General features: G+C 38.9%; 22 protein-coding genes. 17 read left to right on the top strand and 5 right to left on the bottom strand.

The window, feature by feature from the left end; translation table 11 throughout:
- The first annotated feature begins 267 nt into the window (after nt 1-267).
- From IGK03_RS00395 to IGK03_RS00410, 4 genes are all read left to right on the top strand, one after another.
- A complete protein-coding gene (locus IGK03_RS00395; protein WP_002356115.1) occupies nt 268-507 on the top strand; it encodes a hypothetical protein in 240 nt (79 codons plus the stop codon).
- Entirely contained in the window at nt 504-3,419 is a 2,916-nt protein-coding gene (locus IGK03_RS00400; protein WP_179141071.1) for a glycosyl hydrolase family 28-related protein, read from the top strand. The genes IGK03_RS00395 and IGK03_RS00400 overlap by 4 nt, the downstream gene beginning before the upstream one ends.
- Before the next feature lie 176 nt (nt 3,420-3,595).
- Nucleotides 3,596-4,357: a formate/nitrite transporter family protein gene (locus tag IGK03_RS00405; protein ID WP_002389593.1), complete on the top strand. Its 762-nt coding sequence runs from the start codon at nt 3,596-3,598 to the stop codon at nt 4,355-4,357.
- A 155-nt stretch (nt 4,358-4,512) separates the two neighbouring features.
- Entirely contained in the window at nt 4,513-5,298 is a 786-nt protein-coding gene (locus tag IGK03_RS00410; RefSeq protein ID WP_010713639.1) for a lipoprotein, read from the top strand.
- Nucleotides 5,299-5,356: 58 nt separating this feature from the next.
- On the opposite strand, the gene IGK03_RS00415 is transcribed toward IGK03_RS00410, so the two are convergent.
- The gene (locus IGK03_RS00415; RefSeq protein WP_002383467.1) at nt 5,357-5,977 is read right to left on the bottom strand and encodes a helix-turn-helix transcriptional regulator; all 621 of its coding nucleotides are present in this window, start codon (nt 5,975-5,977) and stop codon (nt 5,357-5,359) included.
- A 316-nt stretch (nt 5,978-6,293) separates the two neighbouring features.
- Here IGK03_RS00415 and IGK03_RS00420 point away from each other — a divergent pair, with 316 nt between their 5' ends.
- The 4 genes from IGK03_RS00420 to serS are packed head-to-tail and all read left to right on the top strand — an operon-like array spanning nt 6,294 to nt 10,288.
- Complete coding sequence (locus IGK03_RS00420) at nt 6,294-7,400, top strand: PTS sugar transporter subunit IIC (protein WP_002383466.1); 1,107 nt, start codon at nt 6,294-6,296, stop codon at nt 7,398-7,400.
- Nucleotides 7,387-8,082: an L-serine ammonia-lyase, iron-sulfur-dependent subunit beta gene (sdaAB, locus tag IGK03_RS00425; RefSeq protein ID WP_002392236.1), complete on the top strand. Its 696-nt coding sequence runs from the start codon at nt 7,387-7,389 to the stop codon at nt 8,080-8,082. The genes IGK03_RS00420 and sdaAB overlap by 14 nt, the downstream gene beginning before the upstream one ends.
- A 14-nt stretch (nt 8,083-8,096) precedes the next feature.
- Nucleotides 8,097-8,990 (top strand): L-serine ammonia-lyase, iron-sulfur-dependent, subunit alpha, encoded by an 894-nt coding sequence (gene sdaAA, locus IGK03_RS00430; protein ID WP_002356122.1) that lies wholly within the window; start codon nt 8,097-8,099, stop codon nt 8,988-8,990.
- Between the two features lie 26 nt (nt 8,991-9,016).
- On the top strand, nt 9,017-10,288 hold the full coding sequence (serS, locus tag IGK03_RS00435; protein ID WP_202334728.1) for a serine--tRNA ligase: 1,272 nt from the start codon (nt 9,017-9,019) through the stop codon (nt 10,286-10,288).
- A 36-nt stretch (nt 10,289-10,324) separates the two neighbouring features.
- Here the strand turns inward: serS and IGK03_RS00440 are convergent, their stop codons facing one another.
- Together IGK03_RS00440 and IGK03_RS00445 are read right to left on the bottom strand one after the other, a co-directional pair.
- Nucleotides 10,325-11,275 carry an alpha/beta hydrolase gene (locus IGK03_RS00440; RefSeq protein ID WP_016614437.1) on the bottom strand — a complete coding sequence of 317 codons (951 nt, stop codon included), beginning with the start codon at nt 11,273-11,275 and terminating at the stop codon, nt 10,325-10,327.
- A 130-nt stretch (nt 11,276-11,405) separates the two neighbouring features.
- Nucleotides 11,406-11,885: an arginine repressor gene (locus IGK03_RS00445; protein WP_002356125.1), complete on the bottom strand. Its 480-nt coding sequence runs from the start codon at nt 11,883-11,885 to the stop codon at nt 11,406-11,408.
- 218 nt (nt 11,886-12,103) lie between these two features.
- On the opposite strand from IGK03_RS00445, the gene IGK03_RS00450 reads away from it, so the two are divergent.
- The 6 genes from IGK03_RS00450 (at nt 12,104) to IGK03_RS00475 (ending at nt 18,441) form a co-directional block, all read left to right on the top strand.
- Complete coding sequence (locus IGK03_RS00450; RefSeq protein WP_002383454.1) at nt 12,104-12,616, top strand: arginine repressor; 513 nt, start codon at nt 12,104-12,106, stop codon at nt 12,614-12,616.
- Nucleotides 12,617-12,912: 296 nt separating this feature from the next.
- Nucleotides 12,913-14,139, top strand: a complete 1,227-nt coding sequence (gene arcA / locus IGK03_RS00455) for an arginine deiminase (RefSeq protein WP_002356129.1) — start codon at nt 12,913-12,915, stop codon at nt 14,137-14,139.
- A 25-nt stretch (nt 14,140-14,164) separates the two neighbouring features.
- Entirely contained in the window at nt 14,165-15,187 is a 1,023-nt protein-coding gene (gene argF / locus IGK03_RS00460; protein WP_160747730.1) for an ornithine carbamoyltransferase, read from the top strand.
- Nucleotides 15,188-15,292: 105 nt separating this feature from the next.
- Nucleotides 15,293-16,225: a carbamate kinase gene (arcC, locus tag IGK03_RS00465; protein ID WP_002356132.1), complete on the top strand. Its 933-nt coding sequence runs from the start codon at nt 15,293-15,295 to the stop codon at nt 16,223-16,225.
- A 24-nt stretch (nt 16,226-16,249) separates the two neighbouring features.
- Nucleotides 16,250-16,942, top strand: a complete 693-nt coding sequence (locus IGK03_RS00470; protein WP_002363490.1) for a Crp/Fnr family transcriptional regulator — start codon at nt 16,250-16,252, stop codon at nt 16,940-16,942.
- A gap of 47 nt (nt 16,943-16,989) precedes the next feature.
- The gene (locus IGK03_RS00475; RefSeq protein ID WP_002356134.1) at nt 16,990-18,441 is read left to right on the top strand and encodes a YfcC family protein; all 1,452 of its coding nucleotides are present in this window, start codon (nt 16,990-16,992) and stop codon (nt 18,439-18,441) included.
- 90 nt (nt 18,442-18,531) lie between these two features.
- Here the strand turns inward: IGK03_RS00475 and IGK03_RS00480 are convergent, their stop codons facing one another.
- Nucleotides 18,532-19,212, bottom strand: coding sequence for a type 1 glutamine amidotransferase domain-containing protein (locus IGK03_RS00480; protein WP_010707958.1), 681 nt, complete (start codon nt 19,210-19,212; stop codon nt 18,532-18,534).
- The gene (locus IGK03_RS00485; protein WP_002359261.1) at nt 19,209-19,544 is read right to left on the bottom strand and encodes an ArsR/SmtB family transcription factor; all 336 of its coding nucleotides are present in this window, start codon (nt 19,542-19,544) and stop codon (nt 19,209-19,211) included. Before IGK03_RS00485 ends, IGK03_RS00480 begins: the two co-directional genes overlap by 4 nt.
- A gap of 180 nt (nt 19,545-19,724) precedes the next feature.
- Here IGK03_RS00485 and IGK03_RS00490 point away from each other — a divergent pair, with 180 nt between their 5' ends.
- From IGK03_RS00490 to IGK03_RS00500, 3 genes are all read left to right on the top strand, one after another.
- A complete protein-coding gene (locus tag IGK03_RS00490; RefSeq protein WP_430602402.1) occupies nt 19,725-20,741 on the top strand; it encodes an NADP-dependent oxidoreductase in 1,017 nt (338 codons plus the stop codon).
- A 209-nt stretch (nt 20,742-20,950) separates the two neighbouring features.
- Entirely contained in the window at nt 20,951-23,458 is a 2,508-nt protein-coding gene (locus IGK03_RS00495) for an EndoS/ChiA family endoglycosidase (RefSeq protein ID WP_010823365.1), read from the top strand.
- A 428-nt stretch (nt 23,459-23,886) separates the two neighbouring features.
- Nucleotides 23,887-25,155, top strand: a complete 1,269-nt coding sequence (locus IGK03_RS00500; protein ID WP_142963957.1) for a RidA family protein — start codon at nt 23,887-23,889, stop codon at nt 25,153-25,155.
- Nucleotides 25,156-25,198: the final 43 nt, after the last annotated feature.

Raw genomic sequence — 25,198 nt, forward strand, 5'->3', positions numbered from 1 at the left:
AGACAAGAAGAAAACGTCAATAAGTAGGTGTTGATTACCTACTTATTGACGTTTTCTCGTTGTTTTTTAATAAATACTGCGTCAATTCTTCTGAAAATTATGTCAAAAAGGTACTTTTTTTGCTTTTTTTATCGTAAATAATAGATGGTTAGCTATTGATAGCAAAGGAACTACTACTTTTTTTAACAGTCAGTTAAAAAATATTGAGGGTTCTCACAAGAATTTTTCTATATAATAGAAAGAGCAAGGGAAGGAAGGCGGGATGAGATGAAAAAACGGATGGAACAAATTGAAGAAATTTTAAGTTGTGAAGAAAATAGTGCCGGTGTTCGCTTAAAGGAATTGGTTGAGGCTTTAGAATTAGAAGTCACAAATCAAAACTTGTTAAAGGTAACAAGTATCTTACATATGAATCCAAAATTTAAAAAAATTTATGCATACGAAGACAGTCGTGTTATTACGCTGTATCAACTTTTACAAAATAAGCCGTTGGAAGTAACGGAATGAAAAGTGGGAAACACATGAAGAAAACAATGCTCATTCTTCTATTTGGTTTATTGACAGTGGTGGGTCTACCAATGGTGACTGAAGCGGTTGAACCAGTTAACGCAACAGATACAACGATTTTTGGTGCGCAAGCGATGGTGCCTAATAGCACAGAGGATCAAACAGAGAAGTTACAGACGTTGCTGAGTCAGACAGCAAGGGAAGGACGGGCATTATTTTTACCACAGGGAAGTTATGCTCTGTCAAAAGATATTGTGATTTCTTCAAATTATCAATTAATTGGCGATACAACAGGAGCCACTATTTTACATAATGCTACAGGTGCACCGATTCAGCTAACAGACACAACGTACGGGACGAAAACCAATGTACGACTTCAAAATATTGCTTTTGACGGCATCAATGTGACCTTAAAATTGACGAATCAATTAACGCTAGCAAACAATATCTTTTATAATCCATTAAAAGGATTCGTGGTCAATTTAAATGCAGATATTGGCGTTAAAATTTCAGGTAATATTTTCATGCGAGACACGGCACATATGCAATCGGGAGGTGATTTTAACCGAGCGATTTACATTGGTGGTTATTCAACGCCAAGTCGCTTCCAGTATATGTCAGATGTAGACATCGTGGACAATCTATTTGGTTTAAAAGTGACAGAATTAGATGCGATTAAAAGTACCAGTCGTTCAGACTTAGCAGCGACTATTACACGTTTGCAAACAGCCATTGAAGCCGGTGCTATTTCAGTACCTAATGAACAAAATTATCTATCCACCGGGGTTAATTCTTTTAATATGTTGAAGGATGTAACTGTCCAACATAATTTTTTCTATTCACCCTATGATAATGAAAACTTGAATGGTCTAGTGGGAGATCATGCAATTTATTTCCGTGGCGCCCAAAACATCACGGTGGTGGGGAATCATTTACGTGGACTACAAAATGGTCCAGCTGGCGGATTTAAGTTTAAATCAGGTCGTAATATTACGATTATGAATAATTATTTGCGAAATACAGGCCTCATTATGTATGGAACACCAGAGATTGGTTTGGCAGAAACGCAAGCAGAGGGAGCTATTTCAGAATTATCCAACTGGCTAGTGGCTAATAACATTTTTGATTGGAAGTATTGGGACAATCAATATGCAATTGGGATGGAATACAATCGACATACAGGAAATAACAATGTGTTCAATGGCGTATTTATCAACAATCAGTTTGTTAACTACCATAATATTCCGCAAAATCGACGTCGGGAATTGTTAATCGCTAGTGGCGGTGGTTTCCGACCAGAAACGAGTTTTGTGAAAGACAATACTCGAGATGATGGCCTTAAAAACGGCCAATTATTGGTAGAAAATTGGACAGAGGAGGACTATCGCTTAATGCCAGCAACATGGGAATCGTTGGTTTCACCAACACTTTACGAGCAATATAAAAATACGCCAATTCCGGTTAGAAATACTTTAGCAACCCCTGTGGCTACAACGATTGTGCAAGGACAATCAATCGATCCGCAGCAACTGGTTGCTAATACAAATGACGCGGATGAAGCAGTCCCAGCCGCTAAAATCGTCAATCCAGAGGTCTTAAATGAAATCGGCCAACAAAAAGTGACTGTTCAATTAACTTATGAAACAGGTTCATTGGTAACAGTGAACGTACCGGTGACGGTAGAGGCTCCGGCAAAAAAGCTTGATTTGTCCCAGCTACAAACCGTTTATGCTTCGATTGGTGAAGCAAACCAATATACAGTTTACTCTTGGCAGCTATTCACTGCCATTGGGCCTAAAACAATTGTTCCTTCCTATTATCAGCAGGCGACACAATTGTTAGCAGAAGGTCAGGAGAGTCAGGACAAAACCCAAGAGCAAGTGGATCAGTTAACAAGTAATTTGCAATCTGCAATGAAAGTATTAGTCAAAAAAGCCGATATCACGCTAGAGCGTACAGAAGCAGAAAATGAACTTGCAAGCGTTCATAAATTAGACGAATCTGTATATACCAAAGACTCTTGGCAAGCCATGCAAGAAGCCTTAATAGATACAACAACTGGCGAAGGAAGCTATAAGCAGTTACAACAACTGCTTGCTTGGTCAGATGAAGAATTATTAGAGCCAACACTTGGTGGCTTTAAAACGCCTGCAGATGCACAAAAGCGTATTAACCAATTAACACAAACCATAAAAACGGCGTTACTTCTGTTAGTTGAAAAATCAACAGAGACAACTAGTAACACAAGCGAAAGCAGCACTTCAAGCACAACCAGTGAAACCAGTAATACCAGCGAAAGCAGCACCTCAAGCACGACAAGTGAAACCAGTAATACCAGCGAAAGCAGCACTTCAAGCACAACCAGTGAAACCAGTAATACCAGCGAAAGCAGCACCTCAAGCACGACAAGTGAAACCAGTAATACCAGCGAAAGCAGCACGCCAAGCACGACAAGTGAGAGCAGTAGTACGAGTGAAAGCAACACGCCAAGCACAACCAGCGAAACCAGTAGTACCAGCGAAAGTAGTGCTTCAAGTACGACCAGCGCAACCAACAGTACAAGTGAGAGTAGCACCCCAAGAACTGTAAACGAAAACAGTCAAAGCAAAGGCCAGAATTCTGTCATTTACGCGGTAGAGTCTAATCAAGATCCTAATGACGCTCAAAGTAATTCAAAGCCCTCTGCCAAGGCTAGTCAAACAAAGGAATCAGTAGCAGAAAACCAAGCAACTAAACAGATACAGACAAATAAAGAATCGTCAGGAACAGTCAAAAAAGCGGATAATACGACCAAAATTGCCAAGAAAAAATTCCCCAAAACAGGGGAACAATCTTCAGCAGTTGGGAGCTTCCTAGGCCTGAGCTTTTTATCGTTAGCCATAGCAACCTATTGTTTTAAAGTGAAAAGATAACTCTTTAAAAACGGATAAGTAAACATCCTGAAACAAGAAATAGGACTTGTTTCAGGATGTTTTCATATAAAATTAAAAGAACTACAGTTTTTAGTGAAAAAATACACAAAAGTACTTGAATTTCTGTGATATAAGGGTAAAGTAAAGGAGGACAAAAAACAAAGGAAGTGAAATGTTTGTATACACCAGATGAAATTTTAAGTATCAGTATTGAAAATGGTCAGAAAAAAATTCAAAAGCCTTTGGTAGCAAAACTCATTTTAGGATTTATCGGCGGGGCTATGATTTCCCTCGGCTATTTGGCTTATGTGCGTGTTTCCGCCTCTATTCCAGCAGATTTAGCCAGTGTTCAAGCTTTAGTGGGAGCTGCGGTTTTCCCAATTGGTCTAATTGTTATTTTAATGGCTGGTGGTGAGTTAATCACAGGAAATATGATGGCGGTGAGTACGGCTTGGTTTGCTAAAAAGGTCTCTTTCAGAGAATTACTCGTGAACTGGGTCACAATTACATTGGCAAATATGGTTGGCGCCCTATTTGTTGCCTATTTTTTTGGCCATTATTTAGGTTTAACCAGTAGCGGCGCCTATTTAAATCAGGTTCTTTCTCTTGCAGAACATAAAGTTGCAGCAACTTGGCTTCAAGCAATTATTTCAGGTATTGGCTGTAACTGGTTCGTAGGTCTGGCCTTATGGCTTTGTTATGGTGCGAAAGATGCAGCGGGGAAACTATTAGGCATCTGGTTTCCAGTAATGATTTTTGTTGCAATTGGCTTTCAGCATAGTGTGGCGAATGCATTCATCATTCCAGCCGCAATTTTTGAAGGCGGCGTTCAGTGGGGGGATTTTTTCCGTAATTTTATTTTTGTTTATTTAGGTAATATCATTGGTGGTGCCATTTTTGTTTCTGGCTTTTACTATTTAAGCTATCGCAAACATTAAATCCATTTAGCAGATAAAAACCTACACAAAGGCTAAATGCCTTTGTGCAGGTTTTTTCTTTTTAAACAAAAAGGAAAACGGTTGAAAAATTATTGCTAGATTTTTAAAACAATGTTACATTAATGTTACAAAAAGATTTCTGGAGGTAACGAAAAATGAAAAAAATTGCTTTGTTCAGTATGTTAACGTTCAGTGTATTGTCTTTAAGTCTAGCAGGATGTGGAAACAAAAAAACAGCAAGCACAAATGATTCTAAGCCAAAGCAAGAAACAAAGAAAGCCACGCAGAAATCCTCTAGTCAACAAGAAATGAAAAGTAGTCATTCGTCTGTCACGGGTCAAAATTCTAATGTGACAGGGGAAAATCCGTCAGAAAATGCCACGCAGCCTTCTGCAGGAACTGATGGAACGAATGAAGTCCCTCAAAACCAAGCACCTGATACAAACATTACAATTACCAATGTTGTTTTCAATCCTGAAAGAAATGAAATTAATGGTACTACATTACCTAATGCAACCATTACAGCAACGGTAGTCGGTGATGCTTCTGCACAAGCAGGTGTTTTTTATGCGGATGCCAATGGCAATTTTACAGTAATTAGTCCCAGAGCGGGAGCGACTACTCAATTAATCGCAACCGTTGATCAACGGAATAGTGCACCTGTCCAAATTGACATTCCAAGTTCAGGACAAGAAGCAGCGCTTTCTTTTAGCAATATTACGATTGATCCGAAACAAGGAACAATTTCTGGTAAAACAGCACCGAATGCAACTATTTTAGTGTCACGTGCAGATGATGCGCGGGTGATTTTAGCAAGTTTTACTGCGGATGCCCAAGGGAATTTCACAGCCAGTAATTTAGTTCCCGGCACAAAAAATCGCTTAGATGTTACGTTAAATGGAGAAATAGGGACACCTTACTTGTTTGATTTACCAAATTAAAATAGAAGAGAAGTGATCAAAGCCACCAACGCTAGTTAGCGTTGGTGGCTTTGATGTTTTAAGCTTCTTCTTTTTTATGATTGCGGATATGTAAATAGATGGTATTTTTTGAAATACCTAATCGATCGGCAATCTTTATGACAGAATCTTTGAGATTAAAAATTCCTTGATCATATAAACGAATAACAATTTCTTTATTTTGATTCAAATGTGATACATTTGGATCGCTTTCTACTGCTTGTTTTACTTTTGTCAGTGAAGTAGTGATTAATTCGTCAATATTGTCAGAAAAATGTTCAGAATTTTTAAGCTCTTGGGACATATCATTTTGTTGTCCTGAAGGTAATAAGTCTTGCAAGTAATCAATTAATGGCATTTCTAAATGCATATTGATACAGATCAATCCAATAATACGATCATTTTCACCGATAACTGGAATGGTGGAAGATTTTAAAATAACCCCTTTTTGATTTTTATTGTAGTAGGGTTTCACAGCGTAATCATGTTCCGACTCTACTTGACTTAACATTTTTAACGCCATATCAGTAATGGGGGCACCTTCCTTGCGGTTACTGAAATGGCCATTGATGACTTTGATAGCTGAACTTTCCAAATTTTCTAAACTATGAAGAATGACTTCATGGGTACTACCAAAGAAGTTCCCTAATCCATCAAGCATTAAGGCATGTGAATGTAAGATTTGTTTATCTACTTCACTTAAACGTAAATATGACTCCAAGTGATATCCTCCCCTACACTGAAATTAATTTTAGTGTAATACTTTTTTAATGGAAAAGCAATAAGATTCTTTACGTTAAAAAAATACATTGACTAAACTTTTGTTTAGTCGTATACTCTGAATGTGGAATGAAATTTTTGTTACTCATTGTACTTTAGTTCATCGGAATGTTCGCTCATTCTTTCACTTGTTGAGCAATAAAAATTTTATTCAGGAGTACCATCCGTTATAAAAAAATATAGTTGGAGGCAAAGAAATGAAAACGTTATCAGGAATCTTGATGTTAGTCTTAGTTTTATGTGGCATGTCCCTATTCTCTTTTAAAGCACCGCGAGGGAAAAAATCTTTAAGTGCTTTGTCTGGTGCAGCTTGTGCCACCTTTCTACCAGAGGCATTTTTGCGGTATGCAGTAGGCGGCGTTTTTCATTTAGATTATGTGTCGCAAATTGGTGAAACTATGGGTAGTCTAGGTGGTTTAGCAGCTGGAGCTCTTGTGCCGCTGGCTTTCGGGATTAGTCCAGTTTTTTCAATTATTTTAGGTCTGTCATTGATTAAAGTCAGCTTGTTACCAGCTTTTATTACCGCGTATCTTTTATCTTTTGTTGTTGAGCAGATGCAAAAACGTATTCCAGAAGGGATTGACTTATTAGTCGTTATTTTAGTCATTCCAGTCGCTGCTTCGTTAGTTGCTGGTTTTATTCAACCCGTTGTATTAGGTGTCCTAGAAGTTATTGGGGGCACGATTTTAAGTGCAGTAGATGGCAATCCATATGTGATGGGCGCAATTTTAGGTGCTATTATCCCGATTGTTGGTATGACACCGTTAAGTTCAATGGTTTTAACTGCCTTGATTGGTTTGACTGGTGTACCAATGGCTGTCGGTGCGTTGACTTGTTACGGCAGTTCCATTGTCAATGCGGCGCTATTTAAAAAGTTAAAACTAGGCACAGCTTCAACTCCGTTAGCTGTGGCAATTGAGCCATTAACACAAGTCGATATCATCAGCTCCAATCCAATACCTATTTACGCAACGAATTTATTTTCAGGAATGGTTAGTGGTATTGTAGTGACTTTCTTTGGCTTAAAAGTACCTGTGACAGGAATGGCAACACCGTGGGCTGGTTTACTTGTGACATTAGGTAACAATGCCATTCAAACGACTTTACTAGCAGTAGCGATTATCACAGTGGTCAGTCTGATGTTTGGATTTTTAGGTGCGCTGGTCTTTAAACGTTACAGAATTGAAGCGGTGGATAATACACCAGAATTTGAAGGAACGACGGAAGTAACCAGTGAAAAAGAAAAAGAAGCAGTAAAAACCAAAGGAGGAGTTACGTATGAACACAGCTATGGCCATCAATAAACCTAAAAAAGTGAACAAAGTAATGAACTACAAAAGTTGTTTTGACATTATCGGTCCTATTATGATTGGTCCTTCTAGTTCGCATACAGCTGGGGCCTTAGCAATTGGCTTAGCGGCAAGAAAGTTATTCGGCGGAACGCCAGAAAAAATTGTGATTAAATACTATGAATCTTTTGCAGACACGCATAAAGGACATGGGACTGATTTTGCAATTATTGGCGGAATTCTTGGACTAGCAGCAGATGATGCCAACGTAACACAATCCATTGAACTTGCGGAAGAACAAGGAATTGAGATTCAATTTTTAGAAATGAGTGAAGAAAGTCCAGTGAAGCATGCTAATACAGCATGTGTGACACTCAGTGATGCAACGCACGAAATCCATTTAACAGGAATTTCTGTAGGTGGCGGCACTATCGAGGTGAAATACATTGAATTAGACGGTTTCAATGTCCAACTACATGGTCCTTTACCTATTTTGTTAGTCATTAATCAAGAAGAGCAGGCGATGCAAGCTTTTAAAGATACGTTACAAAAAAATAATATTCAAGTGAATGCGGTGTCTCGTTATGTGGAAGGGGATCAAATTTTATTCATCTTTGACTTAGATTCGGCACCAATTTCCTCGGTGAAAGAACAACTGTTTTCACTAGATGACACATCGAAAATAATCTTATTATGATAGGAGTTTGACATATGTACCTTTCGATTGAAGAATTTATCGATAAAGCTGAAAAAACAGGAAAAAAAATCTCTGATTTGATGATTGAGCAAGAAATGGAGCGTAGCCAAAAAAGCTATGAAGAAATTTGGACACAGATGGGTCAAAATTTGGATGTTATGGATGCTGCTGTCAAACGCTCGCAAGAAGGAGCAGGCGTTTTTTCTCCTACTGGGTTAACGGGCGGTGATGCGGCACGTTTAAAAAAATACCGCGCAGCTGGCAAAACGTTATCAGGTGATTTAATGATGTCTGCAGTTCAAGCCGCACTAGGTACTAATGAAGTCAATGCAGCAATGGGCGTTGTTTGCGCAACGCCAACCGCTGGTGCAAGTGGCACCTTACCAGGGGTTTTAACAGCGATTAAAAATACCTTGAATTTAACGCGTGATCAACAAATTCGTTTCTTATTTACCAGTTCTTTATTTGGAATGGTCACAGCCAACAATGCGATGATTGCTGGTGCTGTTGGTGGATGTCAAGCCGAAGTAGGCAGTGCTTCAGCGATGGCCGCCGCTGCAGCTGTTGAAGCGGCTGGCGGAACACCACGCCAATCTTCTGAAGCTTTTGCTATGGCTTTAGGGAATTTATTAGGTTTAGTTTGTGACCCAGTGGCTGGGTTAGTCGAAATTCCTTGTGTCAAACGAAATACAGTAGGTGCAGGCAATGCGTTAATCGCTGCAGATATGGCTTTAGCTGGAATTGTAAATAAAATACCAGCAGATGAAGTGGTGGAAGCCATGAATAAAGTCGGCCGTCAATTACCACGAGAATTGAGAGAAACGGGTTTAGGTGGCTTAGCTGGCACAGCGACTGGCCAACGAATGAAGAATGAAATTTTTGAAAAAGTAAAATTCACCATTGTTTAAAATTTAATCATGAAGAGGGAAATAAGATGCTGGATATGAAAAAAATTCGCCAAAATGTAGAAGTGGTACAGAAAAAGTTAAAAACACGTGGTGTGGACGAGGAAGTTTTATTACGCTTTTTGGCTTTAGATGAAGAACGGAGAGCGTTACTTGTTAAAGTTGAAGAATTGAAAAAACACCGTAATCAGGTATCAGGAGAAATTGCACAATTAAAGCGTGCACAAAAAGATGCTTCACAACAGTTGCTAAATATGCAAGAAGTTAGCGAGCAAATTAAAGTTTTAGACCAAGAAGTTGTTCATTTGCAAGAACAATGCACAGCAATTGCAGAACGTCTGCCTAACTTACCTCATGAGAGTGTGCCTGTTGGCGCAGACGAAGCCGCCAACGTAGAAGTTCGGCGGTGGAGTACGCCGAAAACTTTTTCATTTGAACCGAAACCACATTGGGAAATCGGTGAAGCCTTAGGAATTTTAGATTTTGAAAGAGGCGCGAAAGTATCTGGTAGCCGTTTTCTTTATTACAAAGGCTTAGGGGCTCGTTTAGAACGAGCGGTCTATAATTTTATGTTAGATCAACATGTTAATGAACATGGTTATACCGAGGTGATTCCTCCTTATTTGGTCAATAGTAAAGCAATGTTTGGCACTGGTCAGTTTCCTAAGTTCAAAGAAGATGTCTTCCTAGTTGCAGAAAGTGATTTGACGCTGATCCCCACAGCGGAAGTCCCGTTAACTAACTACTATAATAATGAAATTTTAGATGCGCAAGAGTTACCGATTTATTTTACTGCTTTAAGTCCTTCTTTTCGCTCGGAAGCGGGTAGTGCAGGTCGTGATACCCGAGGATTAATTCGTTTACACCAGTTCCATAAAGTAGAAATGGTTAAATTTAGTGATGCAGAACACTCCTATGAAGAATTAGAAAAAATGACCAACAATGCTGGAGACATTTTAGAAAAATTGGGCCTCCCTTATCGAGTGATTACTCTTTCGACAGGTGACATGGGCTTCTCGGCAGCGAAAACCTATGATTTAGAAGTTTGGATTCCGGCACAGAAAACGTATCGAGAAATTAGTTCTTGTTCAAACTGTGAAGACTTCCAAGCACGTCGGGCGTTGATTCGTTATCGTGATAAAACAGGTCATGTTCAATATGCCCATACTCTTAATGGGTCAGGACTTGCTGTTGGTCGAACAGTGGCTGCCATTTTGGAAAATTATCAAAATGAAGATGGCACCGTAACGATTCCAGAAGTTCTACGTCCTTATATGGGCGGTTTAACGAAAATAGATTAAAAAAGAAGGTTGATGTCACAACATCAACCTTCTTTTTTAATTCGTTAAATCCGTTAACCAATGCCCAATTTCTTGAAAAACTGTAGCTTTTTCCGTTTCTAATAAAATTTCATGACGCAATGTGGGAAATAGTCGTAACGTCACATGCTGAAAACCTGCATGCTTTAATTGCTTTTGAATTTTCGCTGGCCCCTTGCTGAAATCACCAACTGGGTCTTCAGCGCCACTAATGATTAAAATAGGCAATTCTTTTGGGATCGCTTGGTACCAATTCCTTTGATTGGCTCGTTTAACAAGCGAAAAAAGGGTAGCAAAACCATTATTGGTAAATACGAAGCCCATTAATGGGTCATTTTCATAGTCAGCGACATTGGCTTGATTTTTAGAAAGCCAATTAAAGGAACTTGCTTCAGGAAATTTTTTGCTAAAAGAACCAAATGCCAGCTTATCAATGAACGGAGCTGGTTTTTTCGGCTGTTTCTCGGCCATTTTTTTAATAAAAGGCAATGCTGCGGTTAAAGGTAACGGACTTGTTCCAGTGCCCATGAAAATGACTCCTTGCATAGTCACAGGATAGTCTTGCAGATAGTTGCGCAAGGCGAAAGACCCCATGCTGTGACCCATCATAAAATAGGGCAATTGTGGATAGTGATTCATAGCCCATTGTTTCACTTGATGAATATCTGTAACGACATTTTCAGGCCCTTGTTCTCCAAAAAAACCATAGATCGGTGCGCTTGGTTGTACAGATTCGCCATGACCTAGATGATCATGCCCAATTACGGCAAACCCTAATTGATTTAAAAAACGAGCAAATTCATCATAACGTTGGATATGCTCTGCCATGCCGTGAATCAATTGAACTACGGCTTTGGGTGAAGGGCAGGGCCAATGACGTACATTGAGCTGAGTTTGTTGATCGTTTGAAGTGAGTATGAATTGTTCAGTCATAAGAAACCCTTTCTTTGCTTTTTGATTATTATACAAAAAAAAGACGGTGTTCAAAAGAAAAACTCATGAGAAAACGCCTCAGCTTTCACTGAGACGCCTTTTTTTATTTATCTTTAATAAAAATAGCAATGATGTCAAAAAATAGTCGATTTTACTAAGTGATGAATTATGGGTGGTACAAATACTGCTGGAAATAGTTGTTAACTTCAAGGGCATCTTCTTTATTTTTTGAAAGAATTAAGATGGTATCATCCCCAGCGATGCAGCCCAAGATATGAGGGTTGTGGATACGTATGCGATCAATTAAAACCCCAATGGCTTGCCCGTTGCCAGGTAAGACGGTTAAAAGATTTGTGAACTCTATTTGTGTTAAAGAAACACCAGTTTCAATAATAATGTCAACAAGACGTTCTTCATCTGTTTTATATTTTGGACGAAGGGCAGAATTATTCAAGATACGATAATAGGCTTCTCCTTGACCATTGTCTACTTTGTTTAAATTCAGCTCACGAATGTCACGAGAAATAGTTGCTTGTGTGGTGTGAATATTTTCTTTTTCCAATAATGCTAGTAATTCACTTTGTGTATGGATTTCATTTTCTGTGACCAATCGCTTAATCATCGTTTGGCGTTTTAATCGGTTCATTACTTTCCTCCAGTTCAGTTAATCATGCAAAAAAACATCATTGCTGTTATTTAAAACGGTGCCAGTAATTCCCTAAAATCACTGTACAACGTTTTACTAAATTGTGCAAGTCTCACTTTTTTGAATGCGAAATATCCGACAAAATCAATGAGAACCTTTTAGCTAAACGACCCTTTTTCTATTCTAATTAGAGAGATTCTGCTAGTATTGCTTTGTAAATGTCTGGAGGAAGGGTGTTATTTGTGAATAAGCAAACACGCCAAAGTTTGATTAAAAAAATCATTCAAACAACTGTAATTCATAGTCAAAATGAGTTGTTAAGAGAATTAAAAAAGCGCGAGATAAATGTCGCACAAGCAACGATTTCACGGGATTTATGGGAATTAAAAGTCGTCAAAGCATTGGATGAGTCTGGCGAGATGCGGTTAACGATTTTTGAACAATTCACTTCTTTAGAAGAACGAAAAAAAGAACAGTTGATACAAGCAATTCGTGAGGTAGTGACCAAAGTTGAACGTGTCGCCTTTTTACTAGTGGTTCATACATTACCAGACAACGCAACATTGTTTTCAGCTGTACTTGATGAAGTGTCTTTGTGTGAAAAGAAATGTTCTGTCGCTGGCTTCGACACTGTTATTATTGTTTCATCATCCGAGGAAAAAGCACAAGAACTAGAGCAGTATTTTCAACAATTTATTCAGCCAACACCTTTGTCAAAAAGTAACGCATAAAAGGAAGGGAGCCAGAAGTCGTTTTGACTTCTGGCTCCCTTCCTTTTACCTCTATAAGATTATAACTTTATTATGTGTATGGAGAAATAATTTTTTTTGAATAAATGCATTTTTTTTTATTTAATTATGCATTATTTTTTTAGAATATCTATGAAAGCGCATTCTTTTAGGTTGAAAATATGCATAAGAAAGAATACCGTTGTATATTTGGTATTTTGTTTGGCAAATGGCTCACGTCCTAGGTTAATCAGGTCTGTTATTCTGTGTTTGTAATTAAGTTGAGGAGGTTATTTCACATGAGTCATCCAATTAATGTATTTTCTGAAATCGGGAAATTGAAAACAGTGATGTTACATCGTCCAGGTAAGGAATTAGAAAATTTAATGCCAGATTATCTGGAGAGATTGTTGTTTGATGATATTCCGTTTTTAGAAAAAGCACAAGCAGAACATGATGCATTTGCAGAGTTGTTACGATCAAAAGATATCGAAGTGGTCTATTTAGAGGACTTAGCTGCTGAAGCGTTGATTAATGAAGAGGTCCGCCGACAATTTATTGACCAATTCTTAGAAGAAGCCAATATTCGCAGTGAATCAGCAAAAGAAAAAGTTAGAGAGTTAATGTTAGAAATTGACGACAACGAAGAACTGATTCAAAAAGCGATTGCTGGCATTCAAAAACAAGAATTACCTAAATATGAGCAAGAATTTTTAACAGATATGGTTGAAGCGGATTATCCATTCATTATTGATCCAATGCCTAACTTATACTTCACGCGTGATAACTTTGCGACAATGGGGCACGGGATTTCTTTAAATCATATGTATTCAGTAACTCGACAACGGGAAACCATTTTTGGGCAATACATTTTTGATTATCATCCTCGTTTTGCTGGAAAAGAGGTTCCTAGAGTCTATGATCGTTCAGAATCAACCAGAATTGAAGGTGGCGATGAATTAATTCTTTCAAAAGAAGTGGTGGCCATTGGGATTTCTCAAAGAACGGATGCCGCGTCAATTGAAAAAATTGCGAGAAATATTTTTGAACAAAAATTAGGATTCAAAAATATCTTGGCTTTTGATATCGGTGAACATCGTAAATTCATGCATTTAGATACCGTTTTTACCATGATTGACTATGATAAATTTACGATTCATCCAGAAATCGAAGGTGGTTTGGTTGTTTACTCGATCACTGAAAAAGCAGATGGAGACATCCAAATTACAAAAGAAAAAGATACATTAGATAACATTTTATGCAAATACTTGCATTTAGACAATGTTCAATTAATCCGTTGCGGTGCTGGAAATTTAACCGCAGCAGCCCGTGAACAATGGAACGACGGTTCAAATACATTAGCAATTGCCCCTGGGGAAGTTGTTGTTTATGATCGGAATACGATTACGAATAAAGCGCTAGAAGAAGCAGGCGTGAAATTGAATTACATTCCAGGAAGTGAACTAGTACGTGGCCGTGGTGGCCCTCGTTGTATGAGTATGCCACTTTACCGTGAAGATCTTTAAAAAACACCCAAAAATAGGAGGAATCATCATGAATTCAGTATTTCAAGGACGTAGTTTATTAGCAGAAAAAGATTTTACAAGAGCAGAATTAGAGTATTTGGTAGACTTCAGTATTCACTTAAAAGAATTGAAGAAAAAAGGGATTCCACATCACTATTTAGAAGGAAAAAATATCGCTCTTTTATTTGAAAAAACTTCGACACGGACACGCTCTGCGTTTACGACAGCAGCGATTGATTTAGGGGCACATCCTGAGTATTTAGGCGCCAACGATATTCAATTAGGTAAAAAAGAATCTGTTGAAGATACAGCGATTGTTTTAGGTAGTATGTTTGACGGGATTGAGTTCCGTGGGTTTAGTCAAGAAGTAGTGGAAGATTTAGCGAAATATTCTGGTGTTCCTGTTTGGAATGGTTTAACGGATCAATGGCATCCAACACAAATGATTGCGGACTTTATGACAGTGAAAGAAAACTTTGGTCGTTTAGAAGGAATCACTTTAGTATATGTCGGCGATGGCCGTAACAACATGGCAAACAGCTTGTTAGTGACAGGTGCTATTTTAGGCGTAAATGTTCGCATTTGTGCACCAAAAGAATTGTTCCCTTCTGATGAAGTCGTTAATTATGCAAAAGAATTTGCGAAAGAATCTGGTGCAGAATTAATGATTACAGACGACGTTGCTAAAGGTGTTAAAGGAGCCAACGTGTTATATACAGACGTTTGGGTGTCCATGGGTGAAGAAGATAAATTTGAAGAACGTGTCAATCTGTTGAAACCTTATCAAATTAATATGGCTATGTTAGAAAAAACCGAAAACATGGATGGCGATTTAATTGTATTACACTGTTTGCCAGCCTTTCATGATACGAAAACACAATACGGTGAAATGGTTGCTGAAAAATTTGGCATTACTGAAATGGAAATTACGGATGAAGTCTTCCGCAGTAAATATGGTCGTCAATTTGAAGAAGCAGAAAACAGAATGCATTCTATTAAAGCGATCATGGCAGCTACTTTAGGCAACTTATTCATTCCTCGTGTGTAGGAAGCAACTGAAAAAACATTGAAAAAAGAATAGTCGTTTCGCCCTTTAAGAGATTCTTTTGAAGGGCGGCCTATTCTTTATTATGATAGGAAAGAAGGATTTGTAATGGGGAAAAAAATGGTCGTTGCACTAGGCGGAAATGCCATCCTTTCAAATGATGCTAGCGCACATGCACAACAGCAAGCATTAGTTCAAACATCTGCCTATTTAGTTCATTTAATTAAACAAGGGCATCGGTTGATTGTTTCACATGGCAATGGTCCACAAGTCGGAAATCTATTATTGCAACAACAAGCAGCTGATTCTGAAAAAAATCCAGCGATGCCGCTAGATACGTGTGTTGCTATGACACAAGGAAGTATCGGCTACTGGTTGTCCAATGCGCTTAATCAAGAATTAAACAAAGCAGGAATCAAGAAACAAGTGGCTACTGTTTTAACACAGGTGGTCGTAGATCCAGCAGATGAGGCATTCAAAAATCCAACAAAACCGATTGGTCCATTTTTAACAGAAGCTGAAGCCAAAGAAGCAATGCAAGCAGGTGCTATTTTTAAAGAAGATGCAGGACGTGGCTGGCGCAAAGTCGTTCCAAGTCCTAAGCCAATTGACATCCACGAGGCTGAGACTATTAATACCTTAATAAAAAATGATATAATTACCATTTCATGTGGTGGTGGTGGCATCCCTGTCGTAGGACAAGAATTAAAAGGTGTCGAAGCAGTAATCGATAAAGATTTTGCTTCTGAAAAACTGGCAGAATTAGTGGATGCGGATGCACTAGTTATTTTAACTGGCGTGGATTATGTGTGTATTAATTATGGCAAACCAGATGAAAAACAATTAACCAATGTCACTGTAGCAGAGTTGGAAGAATACAAACAAGCGGGTCATTTTGCACCAGGTAGTATGTTACCGAAAATTGAAGCCGCCATTCAGTTTGTAGAAAGCCAACCCAATAAACAAGCAATTATCACTTCTTTGGAAAACTTAGGAAGTATGAGCGGCGATGAAATCGTAGGAACGGTTGTGACAAAATAAAGTATAGTATTTAGGAGAATTAAGATGATGATAGAGAAAATAATCACTAAAAATAATCAAGATTTTCAATACTTTTCTGAATCAGAACTAACAGAATTGCGCAACGAGAGTTTCGTTCGCTCCTATAAAAAAGGCCAAGTCCTTTTTTATCCAGGTGATCCGAGAAATCATTTGATTTTATTGGTTTCGGGTGTCATTAAAATTGAAAAAAATGATCGCAGTGGTAATTTTTCCTATCTGCATTTTATGAAAAAGCAGGCTCTTTTTCCGAGAATCGGACTGTTTCAAGATGAGGTTCATTACGACTCCGCGATTGCCTATACGGATATTGAGGTTGTGTTTGTGCCAGTTAAACTGTTTGAGCGTTTTCTCCAAAATAATCCCCAGCAATTGATTCATTGGATTCAAGAACAATCGGTCCTTTTAAAAGAAAGTATGATCAAAATCCAAAAAGGAACAACCAATGATGCATGTGAACGGATTGTGACATCACTGGCGATGTTATTAAATGATTTAGGAGAACGAATTGACAACAGGGAACGCGTTGCAATTGCTTGTCCAATTACCATTAATGACATTGCACGAATGAGTGGAACCACGCGGGAAACAGCAAGCAGTGTTATGAAAAAATTAGTCCAAATGAACCGTATTAGCTACAGTCATAAATTCTTAACTTTTCTAGATACGCCATTCTTTATTGATCGATTGAGTAATTAATCATAGAGAAGGGAGATACAGGAAAGTAGGTTCCTGTATAAAAGGATATGGCAGAAAAAAAGAAGAAAAACAAAAAACAGCTTTCGTCTTTTAGTATTTTATTTATTATTTTAATTGTTTTAGGTATCGTAACGGTCTTGCTAAATGGCCAGCCATTTACCCCAAGAGAAATTGATGGCAAAATGGTTGATCACGTGGTAGGGGCCAAATTATCGGATATTATCATGGCTCCATTCAATGGGTTTAAAGATGCCATTGAAATTAATATTTTTATTTTAGTACTTGGTGGCTTTTTAAATATTGTGACACAAACTGGGGCTCTTGAAGCAGGGATTCAATCAGTCGTTAAAAAGTTAAAAGGGAACGAATTGAAAATCATTCCGATTTTAATGATTTTATTTTCTATTGGTGGGTCGACTTATGGAATGGCAGAAGAAACAATTCCTTTTTATGGTTTATTGAGTGCCACCATGGTCGCCGCTGGTTTTGATACGTTTGTCGCAGTAGGCACTGTGCTATTGGGTGCAGGATCAGGTGTTATCGGTTCAACGGTTAACCCTTTCTCCACAGGGGTAGCGATGGATGCGTTACGAGGTATTGGCATTCAGCCGAATACAGGAATTATTTTAATTGTCGGTGCTATTTTGTGGGCGGCCTCTACCAGCTATTCTATTTTCATTGTGATGCGTTATGCGAAAAAAGTGAAGGCTGACAAAGGTTCAACAATTTTATCTTTACAAGAACAAGAGGATATGGAAAAAACGTATGGACAAGCAGCGTCGAAAGAAATGCCATTTACGAATCGTCATAAAAAAATCTTAATGGTATTCGCTTTCTGTTTTGTCATTATGATTGTTTCCTTAATTCCATGGAACGACTTTGGAGTGACGATTTTCAAAGGCTGGACGTCTGTTTTAACAGGCAACAGTTTCGGTGACTGGTACTTTGGCGACTTAGCGATGTGGTTCTTCCTTTTAGGGATCATTGCTGCCTTGATTGGTCGCTTTACTGAAAAAGAAACCATTGAAGCATTTATCGACGGTGCCAAAGATATGTTATCCGTTGTTTTAATTATCGTAGTTGCTCGCGGGGCATCTGTTTTGATGTCTAAAACGTATTTAGATTCATTTATCCTTGATAAAGCGGCAGGCTTATTACAAGGACTCTCCCCAGTCTTATTTGTCATCGGTGCCTTTGTTTTATACTTAGGTTTATCTTTCCTAATTCCTTCAACTTCTGGTTTAGCGTACGTTTCTATTCCTGTAATGGGTGCGTTAGCTAAAAACATTGGTTTAAGTCCAGAAGTGATGGTTATGATTTTTGCTTCAGGTTGTGGCTTGATTAATTTGATCACGCCAACATCTGGTGTCGTAATGGGTGGTTTGGAAATTTCCAAAGTTCAATATGCCACTTGGACAAAATTCATGGCCAAACCAATGATTGTCTTAGGCTTAATTAACCTAATTATCTTAATTGGCGCGATGTTACTCTTTAGCTAATCAAAAATTTTTTATGTTAGGGCTTCGGCTTTCGGAAAAAAGAAGAAGCAATGAAACAACAGCGACTACCTAAAAGTAGTCGCTGTTGTTTCATTTTGATAGTTGTTGAATTAACAATCTTGCGACAGCGCGGACAGAAAAAGGATTTTGCCCAGTGATTATACGGCCATCTTGATACGCAAATTCTTTATAGGGACGCTTTTTCGCAAAAGTAGCACCATGTTCTTTGGCAATTGTTTCGTTTAAGAAAGGAACAACTGCTTTTTTCATGGCTAAAATTTCTTCTGCAGTAGTGAAGCCAGTAATGGTTTTATCTGCAATCAAATAATTTCCTGACGCATCTTTGACATTTAAAAGACCAGCAATTCCGTGACAAACAGAAGTTAGGTACTTGCCCTGTTCGTAAAGGCTACGAGTGATTGCTTGCAACTGAGGATTATCAGGAAAGTCCCACATAACGCCATGGCCTCCTGTAAAGTAAATCGCTGCGTATTCATCTGGCTCAATTTCTTCAAGAGAGAGGGAATGCGCTAGCGCTCGTTCTTGAAAATCGGCACTTTCATAAACCGCCATAATGGATGAATCTACATATTTCATACTCCGGGGATCCAAAGGGACATAGCCTCCTTGGGGACTAATATAGTCAACTGAAAATCCTGCTTTGGTTACTTCTTCCACGAACTCCGTGGCTTCACCTAGCCAGAGGCCCGTTGGTTCTTCGGTGCCGTGATAACGGGAGACGTTTGTGAGGACCACGAGAATTTTTTTCATGCTTGCTTCCTCCCTGGCATAATCGACGTAATGTGGGTCAATAGTTGTTGGAGTTGCTCAATTTTGGTGGTATCGTGAGAAAGTGAGTAATAATTTTTAGTTCCTTCACTGCGACAATCAATTAATTTGGCTTGTTTCAAAATTTTTAAGTGGTGAGAAACAGCGGGGCGTGAGAGTTGTGTCGCCTCTGTTAACTCAGTGACACGACGGCCAACACAGGCCTGGTCTTCTAGCAGTGCAATAATAATTGCTTGGCGTTTTTCATCACCCAATGCGATTAAAAAATCACTAAGCGCAGTAAATTCTGTTTGAATTCCTTCTAATTCTTTCATAATCTTTCGCCTCTTTGGTTCGTATTTTTAAACGATTAAACCATTTTTCGTGTTTTTTGTCAATAAAATACGCTGAGGGCTGAAACTTGACGTGGATCCCATTTTTCGTTAAGATACTAATTGATTAAAGGTTTAAACTTTTAAACCGATAAAAAGGATAGTAAAGAGAGGAAAGATTCAATGATGAAAGCCGCTTTAATTCATAAATACGGACAAAAAGAATTAGCAATCGAGGAGGTGCCCTTACCCACCATTCATGACAACGATGTTTTGGTCAAAATTATCGCTGCCAGTATCAACCCGATTGATTTAAAAACAAAAGATGGCAAAGTAAAGATGCTTTTAAATTATCAAATGCCACTGATTTTAGGCAGTGATTTTGCTGGGATTGTTGTCTCTGTTGGAAAAAAAGTTCAAAATTTTAGGCTGGGCGATGCAGTTTACGGGCGAGTACCCAAAAATCGCGTGGGAACTTTTGCTGAATATATTGCAGTGGATCAAGCGGATGTAGCTATGAAGCCGAAAAATTTAATGTTTGAAGAAGCTGCGGCCATTCCGTTAGTCGGTTTGACAAGTTATCAAGCGCTACATGATATTATGAATGTGCAGCCAGGCCAGAAAGTCCTGATTCAAGCAGGTTCAGGAGGGATTGGAACCATTGCGATTCAATTAGCAAAACTAGCAGGCGCTTACGTTGCCACCACAACGAGTAGTAGAAATAAAGAATGGGTTCAAGCGTTGGGAGCAGATGAAGTGATTGACTATCGGACACAAAATTTTGAAGAAGTTTTATCCGACTACGATTATGTGTTTGATACAATGGGGGGGACAATCTTAGAAAAAGCTTTCTCAGTGGTTAAACCTCAGGGAAAAGTCGTTACATTGTCAGGCATTCCCAACGAACGTTTTGCTAAAGAGTATGGCTTGCCGCTTTGGAAACAATGGGCTTTTAAAATAGCTACTCGCAAGATTCATCGCTTGGAGCAAGCCACAGATGTTAGTTATCATTTTTTGTTTATGCGTCCCGATGGCGAGCAATTAGCTTTACTCACTGAGTTCATTGAACAGGGAAAATTACAGCCGATAATTGACCGAGTCGTTCCTTTTAGCCAAATTCAAGAAGCGGTGGATTATTCACTGACAGGACGAGCACAAGGGAAAATTGTTGTGAAAATCGCCGATGTTGATCACGACTAAGTAAAGGAGACATGCAAGAAAAATAGGCCTGTTTTTCTTGCATGTCTCAAAATTTACATTTAAACGCCGTCTAACAAAAGTGATTTTAGGCGGGAAAAGATTTTTATAGAAAATCCTCATTTTTCCAGTTTCTATTTTGCAAATTCGTTATTTTTTGTTATTCTATTGATGGTTGTGTATGCGCTTTCTTTTTAGGTGGATACACCAAAATGAACGGAGTGCAGAAAGGAATGGTGTTCAAAGTGGGGAACAATTTATCGACAAGAAGAGGAGAAAACAGAGAAACAATTGTCAGTTGGCTAGGTCTTTCGTTATTGGTTGGCTTGGCGTTTATCTTATTTAGTCTGTTTCATCAACCAATGGTCAGCCAAGCCAATGAACCGGACCAAGAGAAACATTTTATGGTTTACTATCGGGCTTGGCGTGACAAAACGATGCAAGGAGTTAATACAACATTGCCAGATGAAAATTGGCTAACGATGCACGATATTCCTTATGGTATTGACATTGTGAATGTCTTTAGTTATGTGCCAAAAGGACAAGAAGCACTTGCACAGCCATTTTATGATACGTTAAAAAATGAGTATGCGCCAGCATTACATGCACGAGGTGTTCGTTTAGTTCGTGGGATTGATTACAGCGAGCTATTAAAAGTTCCTTACGCAGGAACAACGCCTACAGAAGCAGAATTTGATGCTTATGCGAAAGAGCTGTTAACCAAATTTGTCGATGATTTAGGAATTGATGGGTTAGATATTGACATGGAAACTCGTCCAAGTGAAAAAGATATTGTGCTATCTAATGGTGTCATTCGTGCATTATCAAAATACATTGGACCAAAGTCGGGAACGGATCGTCCATTTTTGTATGATACCAATGCAGAATATTTACCACCTTTACAAGATGTCAGTGACTGTTTCGATTTTCTCGCGTATCAACAGTATGGTAGCGATGACCAACGCACGCAACGAGCATTAAATAATTTAAGTCCGGTTCTCAATGGGGAACGATTTGTTCCAGGATTAACTTTCCCAGAAGAGCAAGATCGCAACCGCTGGTATGACACAAAAGAGCCGTATATGGAAAGTAACATGTATAAAGTAGCTCGTTATTCTTATGAAAATAATTTAGGGGGCATGTTCCTCTATGCCTTAGATCGCGATGGTCGCACCTATAATGAAGACGATTTAAATCAGATAAAACCTTCTAATTTACTTTGGACAAAAACGGCCATTGCAGAGAGTAAAGGCGTTTCTCTTGCAGAGATGCAAGCGGCTGCGCAGCACTATTTAAAACGAATTAGCTACGCCAACACAGACCTTGAAGCACAAAATAAAGCCGCAGAAGCAGTGACACAAGCAACGACGCTTTATGATGTGAATAAAGCTATTTTAGGTGGCGATTATGGCCAAGGGATTTCAAACACCTATGATGCTGAATTAGAAAAAGGCCTGTTAGCCATTGACTTAACCACTTTATATCGTGTGTTGGATCAAGCAGTTACAGCCATTGAAAAGTCAGAAAGCTATACACCAGAAACGATTCAAGCACTACAAACAACAAAAGAGACAGTCGCAACAGAACTTGCGGGAAAAACGTATACAGCCGCGCAAGTGACTACTTGGCAAACGGAGGTCCAAACAGCTTTGGATAATTTAAAAGAGAAACAAACACAACCTTTAAAAAGTGTCTTTTCCATTGATGCGGGAAGAAAATATTTTTCCGTGGAGCAACTGGAAGAATTAGTGGCCAAAGCCAGTCAAAATGGGTACACAGATGTCCAATTAATTTTAGGAAATGATGGCTTACGGTTTATTTTGGATGATATGTCGGTCAATGTGAATGGTAAAAAATACAACCACAACCGGGTTTCAAAAGCAATCCAACGAGGCAACAACGCGTATTACAATGATCCTAATGGCAACGCGTTAACACAAAAAGAAATGGATCGGTTGTTGGCTTTTGCGAAAGAGCGCAACATCAACATCATTCCCGTGATTAACAGTCCAGGACATATGGATGCCTTGTTAGTGGCCATGGAAAAACTAGCGATTAAAAATCCCGCTTTTGATGGCTCAAAACGAACAGTAGATTTAGGGAACCAAAAGGCAGTGAATTTCACAAAGGCGATTATCAGTAAGTACGTGGCTTATTTTTCCGCGCATAGTGAAATTTTCAATTTTGGTGGCGATGAGTATGCAAATGATGTCGACACAGGCGGTTGGGCGAAACTGCAATCTTCTGGGCGCTACAAGGATTTTGTCGCTTATGCGAATGATTTAGCTAAAATAATTAAAGATGCGGGCATGCAGCCAATGAGCTTCAATGATGGCATTTATTACAACAGCGACGATTCTTTCGGTACATTTGACCCAGAGATTATTATTTCTTATTGGACAGCCGGTTGGAGCGGATATGACGTAGCCAAACCTGAGTACTTTGTTCAAAAAGGACACAAAATTTTTAATACCAATGATGCGTGGTATTGGGTCGCTGGCAATGTTGATTCTGGCATTTATCAATATGATGATGCTTTAGCAAATATGTCGAAAAAAGCATTTACAGATGTGCCAGCAGGTAGCCCAAATCTTCCAATTATTGGAAGTATTCAATGTGTTTGGTATGATGACCCTAGTCGTGACTATGATTTTGAACGAATTTATACGCTAATGGATACGTTCTCGGAAAATTATCGTGAGTATATGGTGGTTAAATAAAACTAGTTAAAGCTAACGAGGTATCTATAAAGACTGATCCTGGGACAAAAACCACTTTGGATTTTTGTCCCAGGATCAAAACCTGATAAACGGCGGGAACAGAACCAACGCCTTCGGAAATAAGCCGAAATTCTCCAAAAATTAAAGAGCAATTTTCGGAAATTTCTTCTTATTTCTCGGAGCTAAACGGTTCTTTCCCGACCTCAGCCTTCTTTAACGGAAGAAGATTTGTTTGAGGGCCAACAATCAATTTAGGAATGCCTTATTGAAATGTTCCTGTTCTTATTGTAGACTGAAAGAAGTGGTGGTGGAAAGCTATCACCATTAATAGAAAAGCAGGAAAATAAAAAGGATCTTGTTGGAAGTTTAATGCTTGAAAATGTAAGCGGAATCATTTTTGTTGAAATGCTAAAAAAGGGAGTAGAGTTATGAGTAATGAAAATATCGTCTTAGCAAGAAATACAGAGCGTGCACCAAAGCATCCTCTCGCAGCCCAAACAGTCGCATTTTCCCACTATAATCATTTGTCAGCACAGTTACCTATTGAGCCAACCTCTGGACAATTGGTAGAAGGTGGCATTCGGGCCCAAGCGACACAATGTTTGAAAAATATCCAAGCGGTTGTTGAAAGTATCAACCATGTGATGAGTGACATTGTCAGAATGACCATTTTTGTCAAAGATATGCGGGATGCTGCCGCAGTTGAGGAGGTCTATGCGGCCTTTTTTACCCATTATTATCCAGCTAAAACAGTGGTCGCCGTCACAGATTTGCCGTTAGGCGCTTCCGTTCAAATGGAGGCACTTGTTTCAAATGGGGAAGGAACTATCCCTAATGCGCCTCAAGCTGGGGATTTAATTAAATTAACAAATCAGACTGTTCAGGCACCAATTGATGCTCTAGCCAGTCAAACGGTCGCGTTTTCTCACTATAACAATCTGTCTGCACAATTGCCTATAGATCCTCAAACGGGCAGAGTTGTGGCTGACTGTGTTAAAACGCAAACAAAACAATGTTTGAAAAACATAAAAGCCATTTTAACCAGTATTGATGTGCCTTTTGATGATATTGTGAAGGTCAATATTTATTTAAAAGATTTATCTAAGCTAGAAGCTGTCAATCAAGTATATGCCGCTTTTTTCCCAGATTCAGGAATTGCGCGTACGGTCAATTATATGCCAGCACGAACAGTGATTGCTGTTGCTGATTTACCAATGGGCGCGGCGGTGCAAGTAGAAGCGGTGGTTTCTCATGGGGATGGTACGCCACCACAAGCGATTGAAGATCGACATGGATTAATTATTGAAGCAAATAATACAGAGCACGCACCGAAGTGTCCATTTTCGACACAAACTGTTGCTTTTTCTCATTACAACCATCTATCAGCTCAGCTACCATTGGACCCTAAAACAAATGCGTTAGTCGCTGGCGGAATCAAGGAACAAACGACGCAATGCTTAGAAAACATCAAAGCGATTATTGAAAGTGTGGATCACAGCTTAGCTGATCTGGTGAAAGTGAATATTTTTGTGAAAGAGATTGAAGAGCTGGCGGCAGTAGATGACGTCTACCAAACGTACTTCCCTGAAGGCACGCCTGCCAGAAGAGTGATTGGTGTGACGGATTTACCAAAAGGTGCCCAGATTCAAATCGAAGCGATTGCTGGGAACGCAGAAGGTACGCCACCAATTGGCTAAACAGTAAAATAAACAAACGTCAGCTGGCTTCTGAAGCCAACTG

It is taken from the genome of Enterococcus sp. DIV2453a (assembly GCF_050533535.1).
GTDB classification, from domain to species: Bacteria; Bacillota; Bacilli; order Lactobacillales; family Enterococcaceae; genus Enterococcus; species Enterococcus faecalis.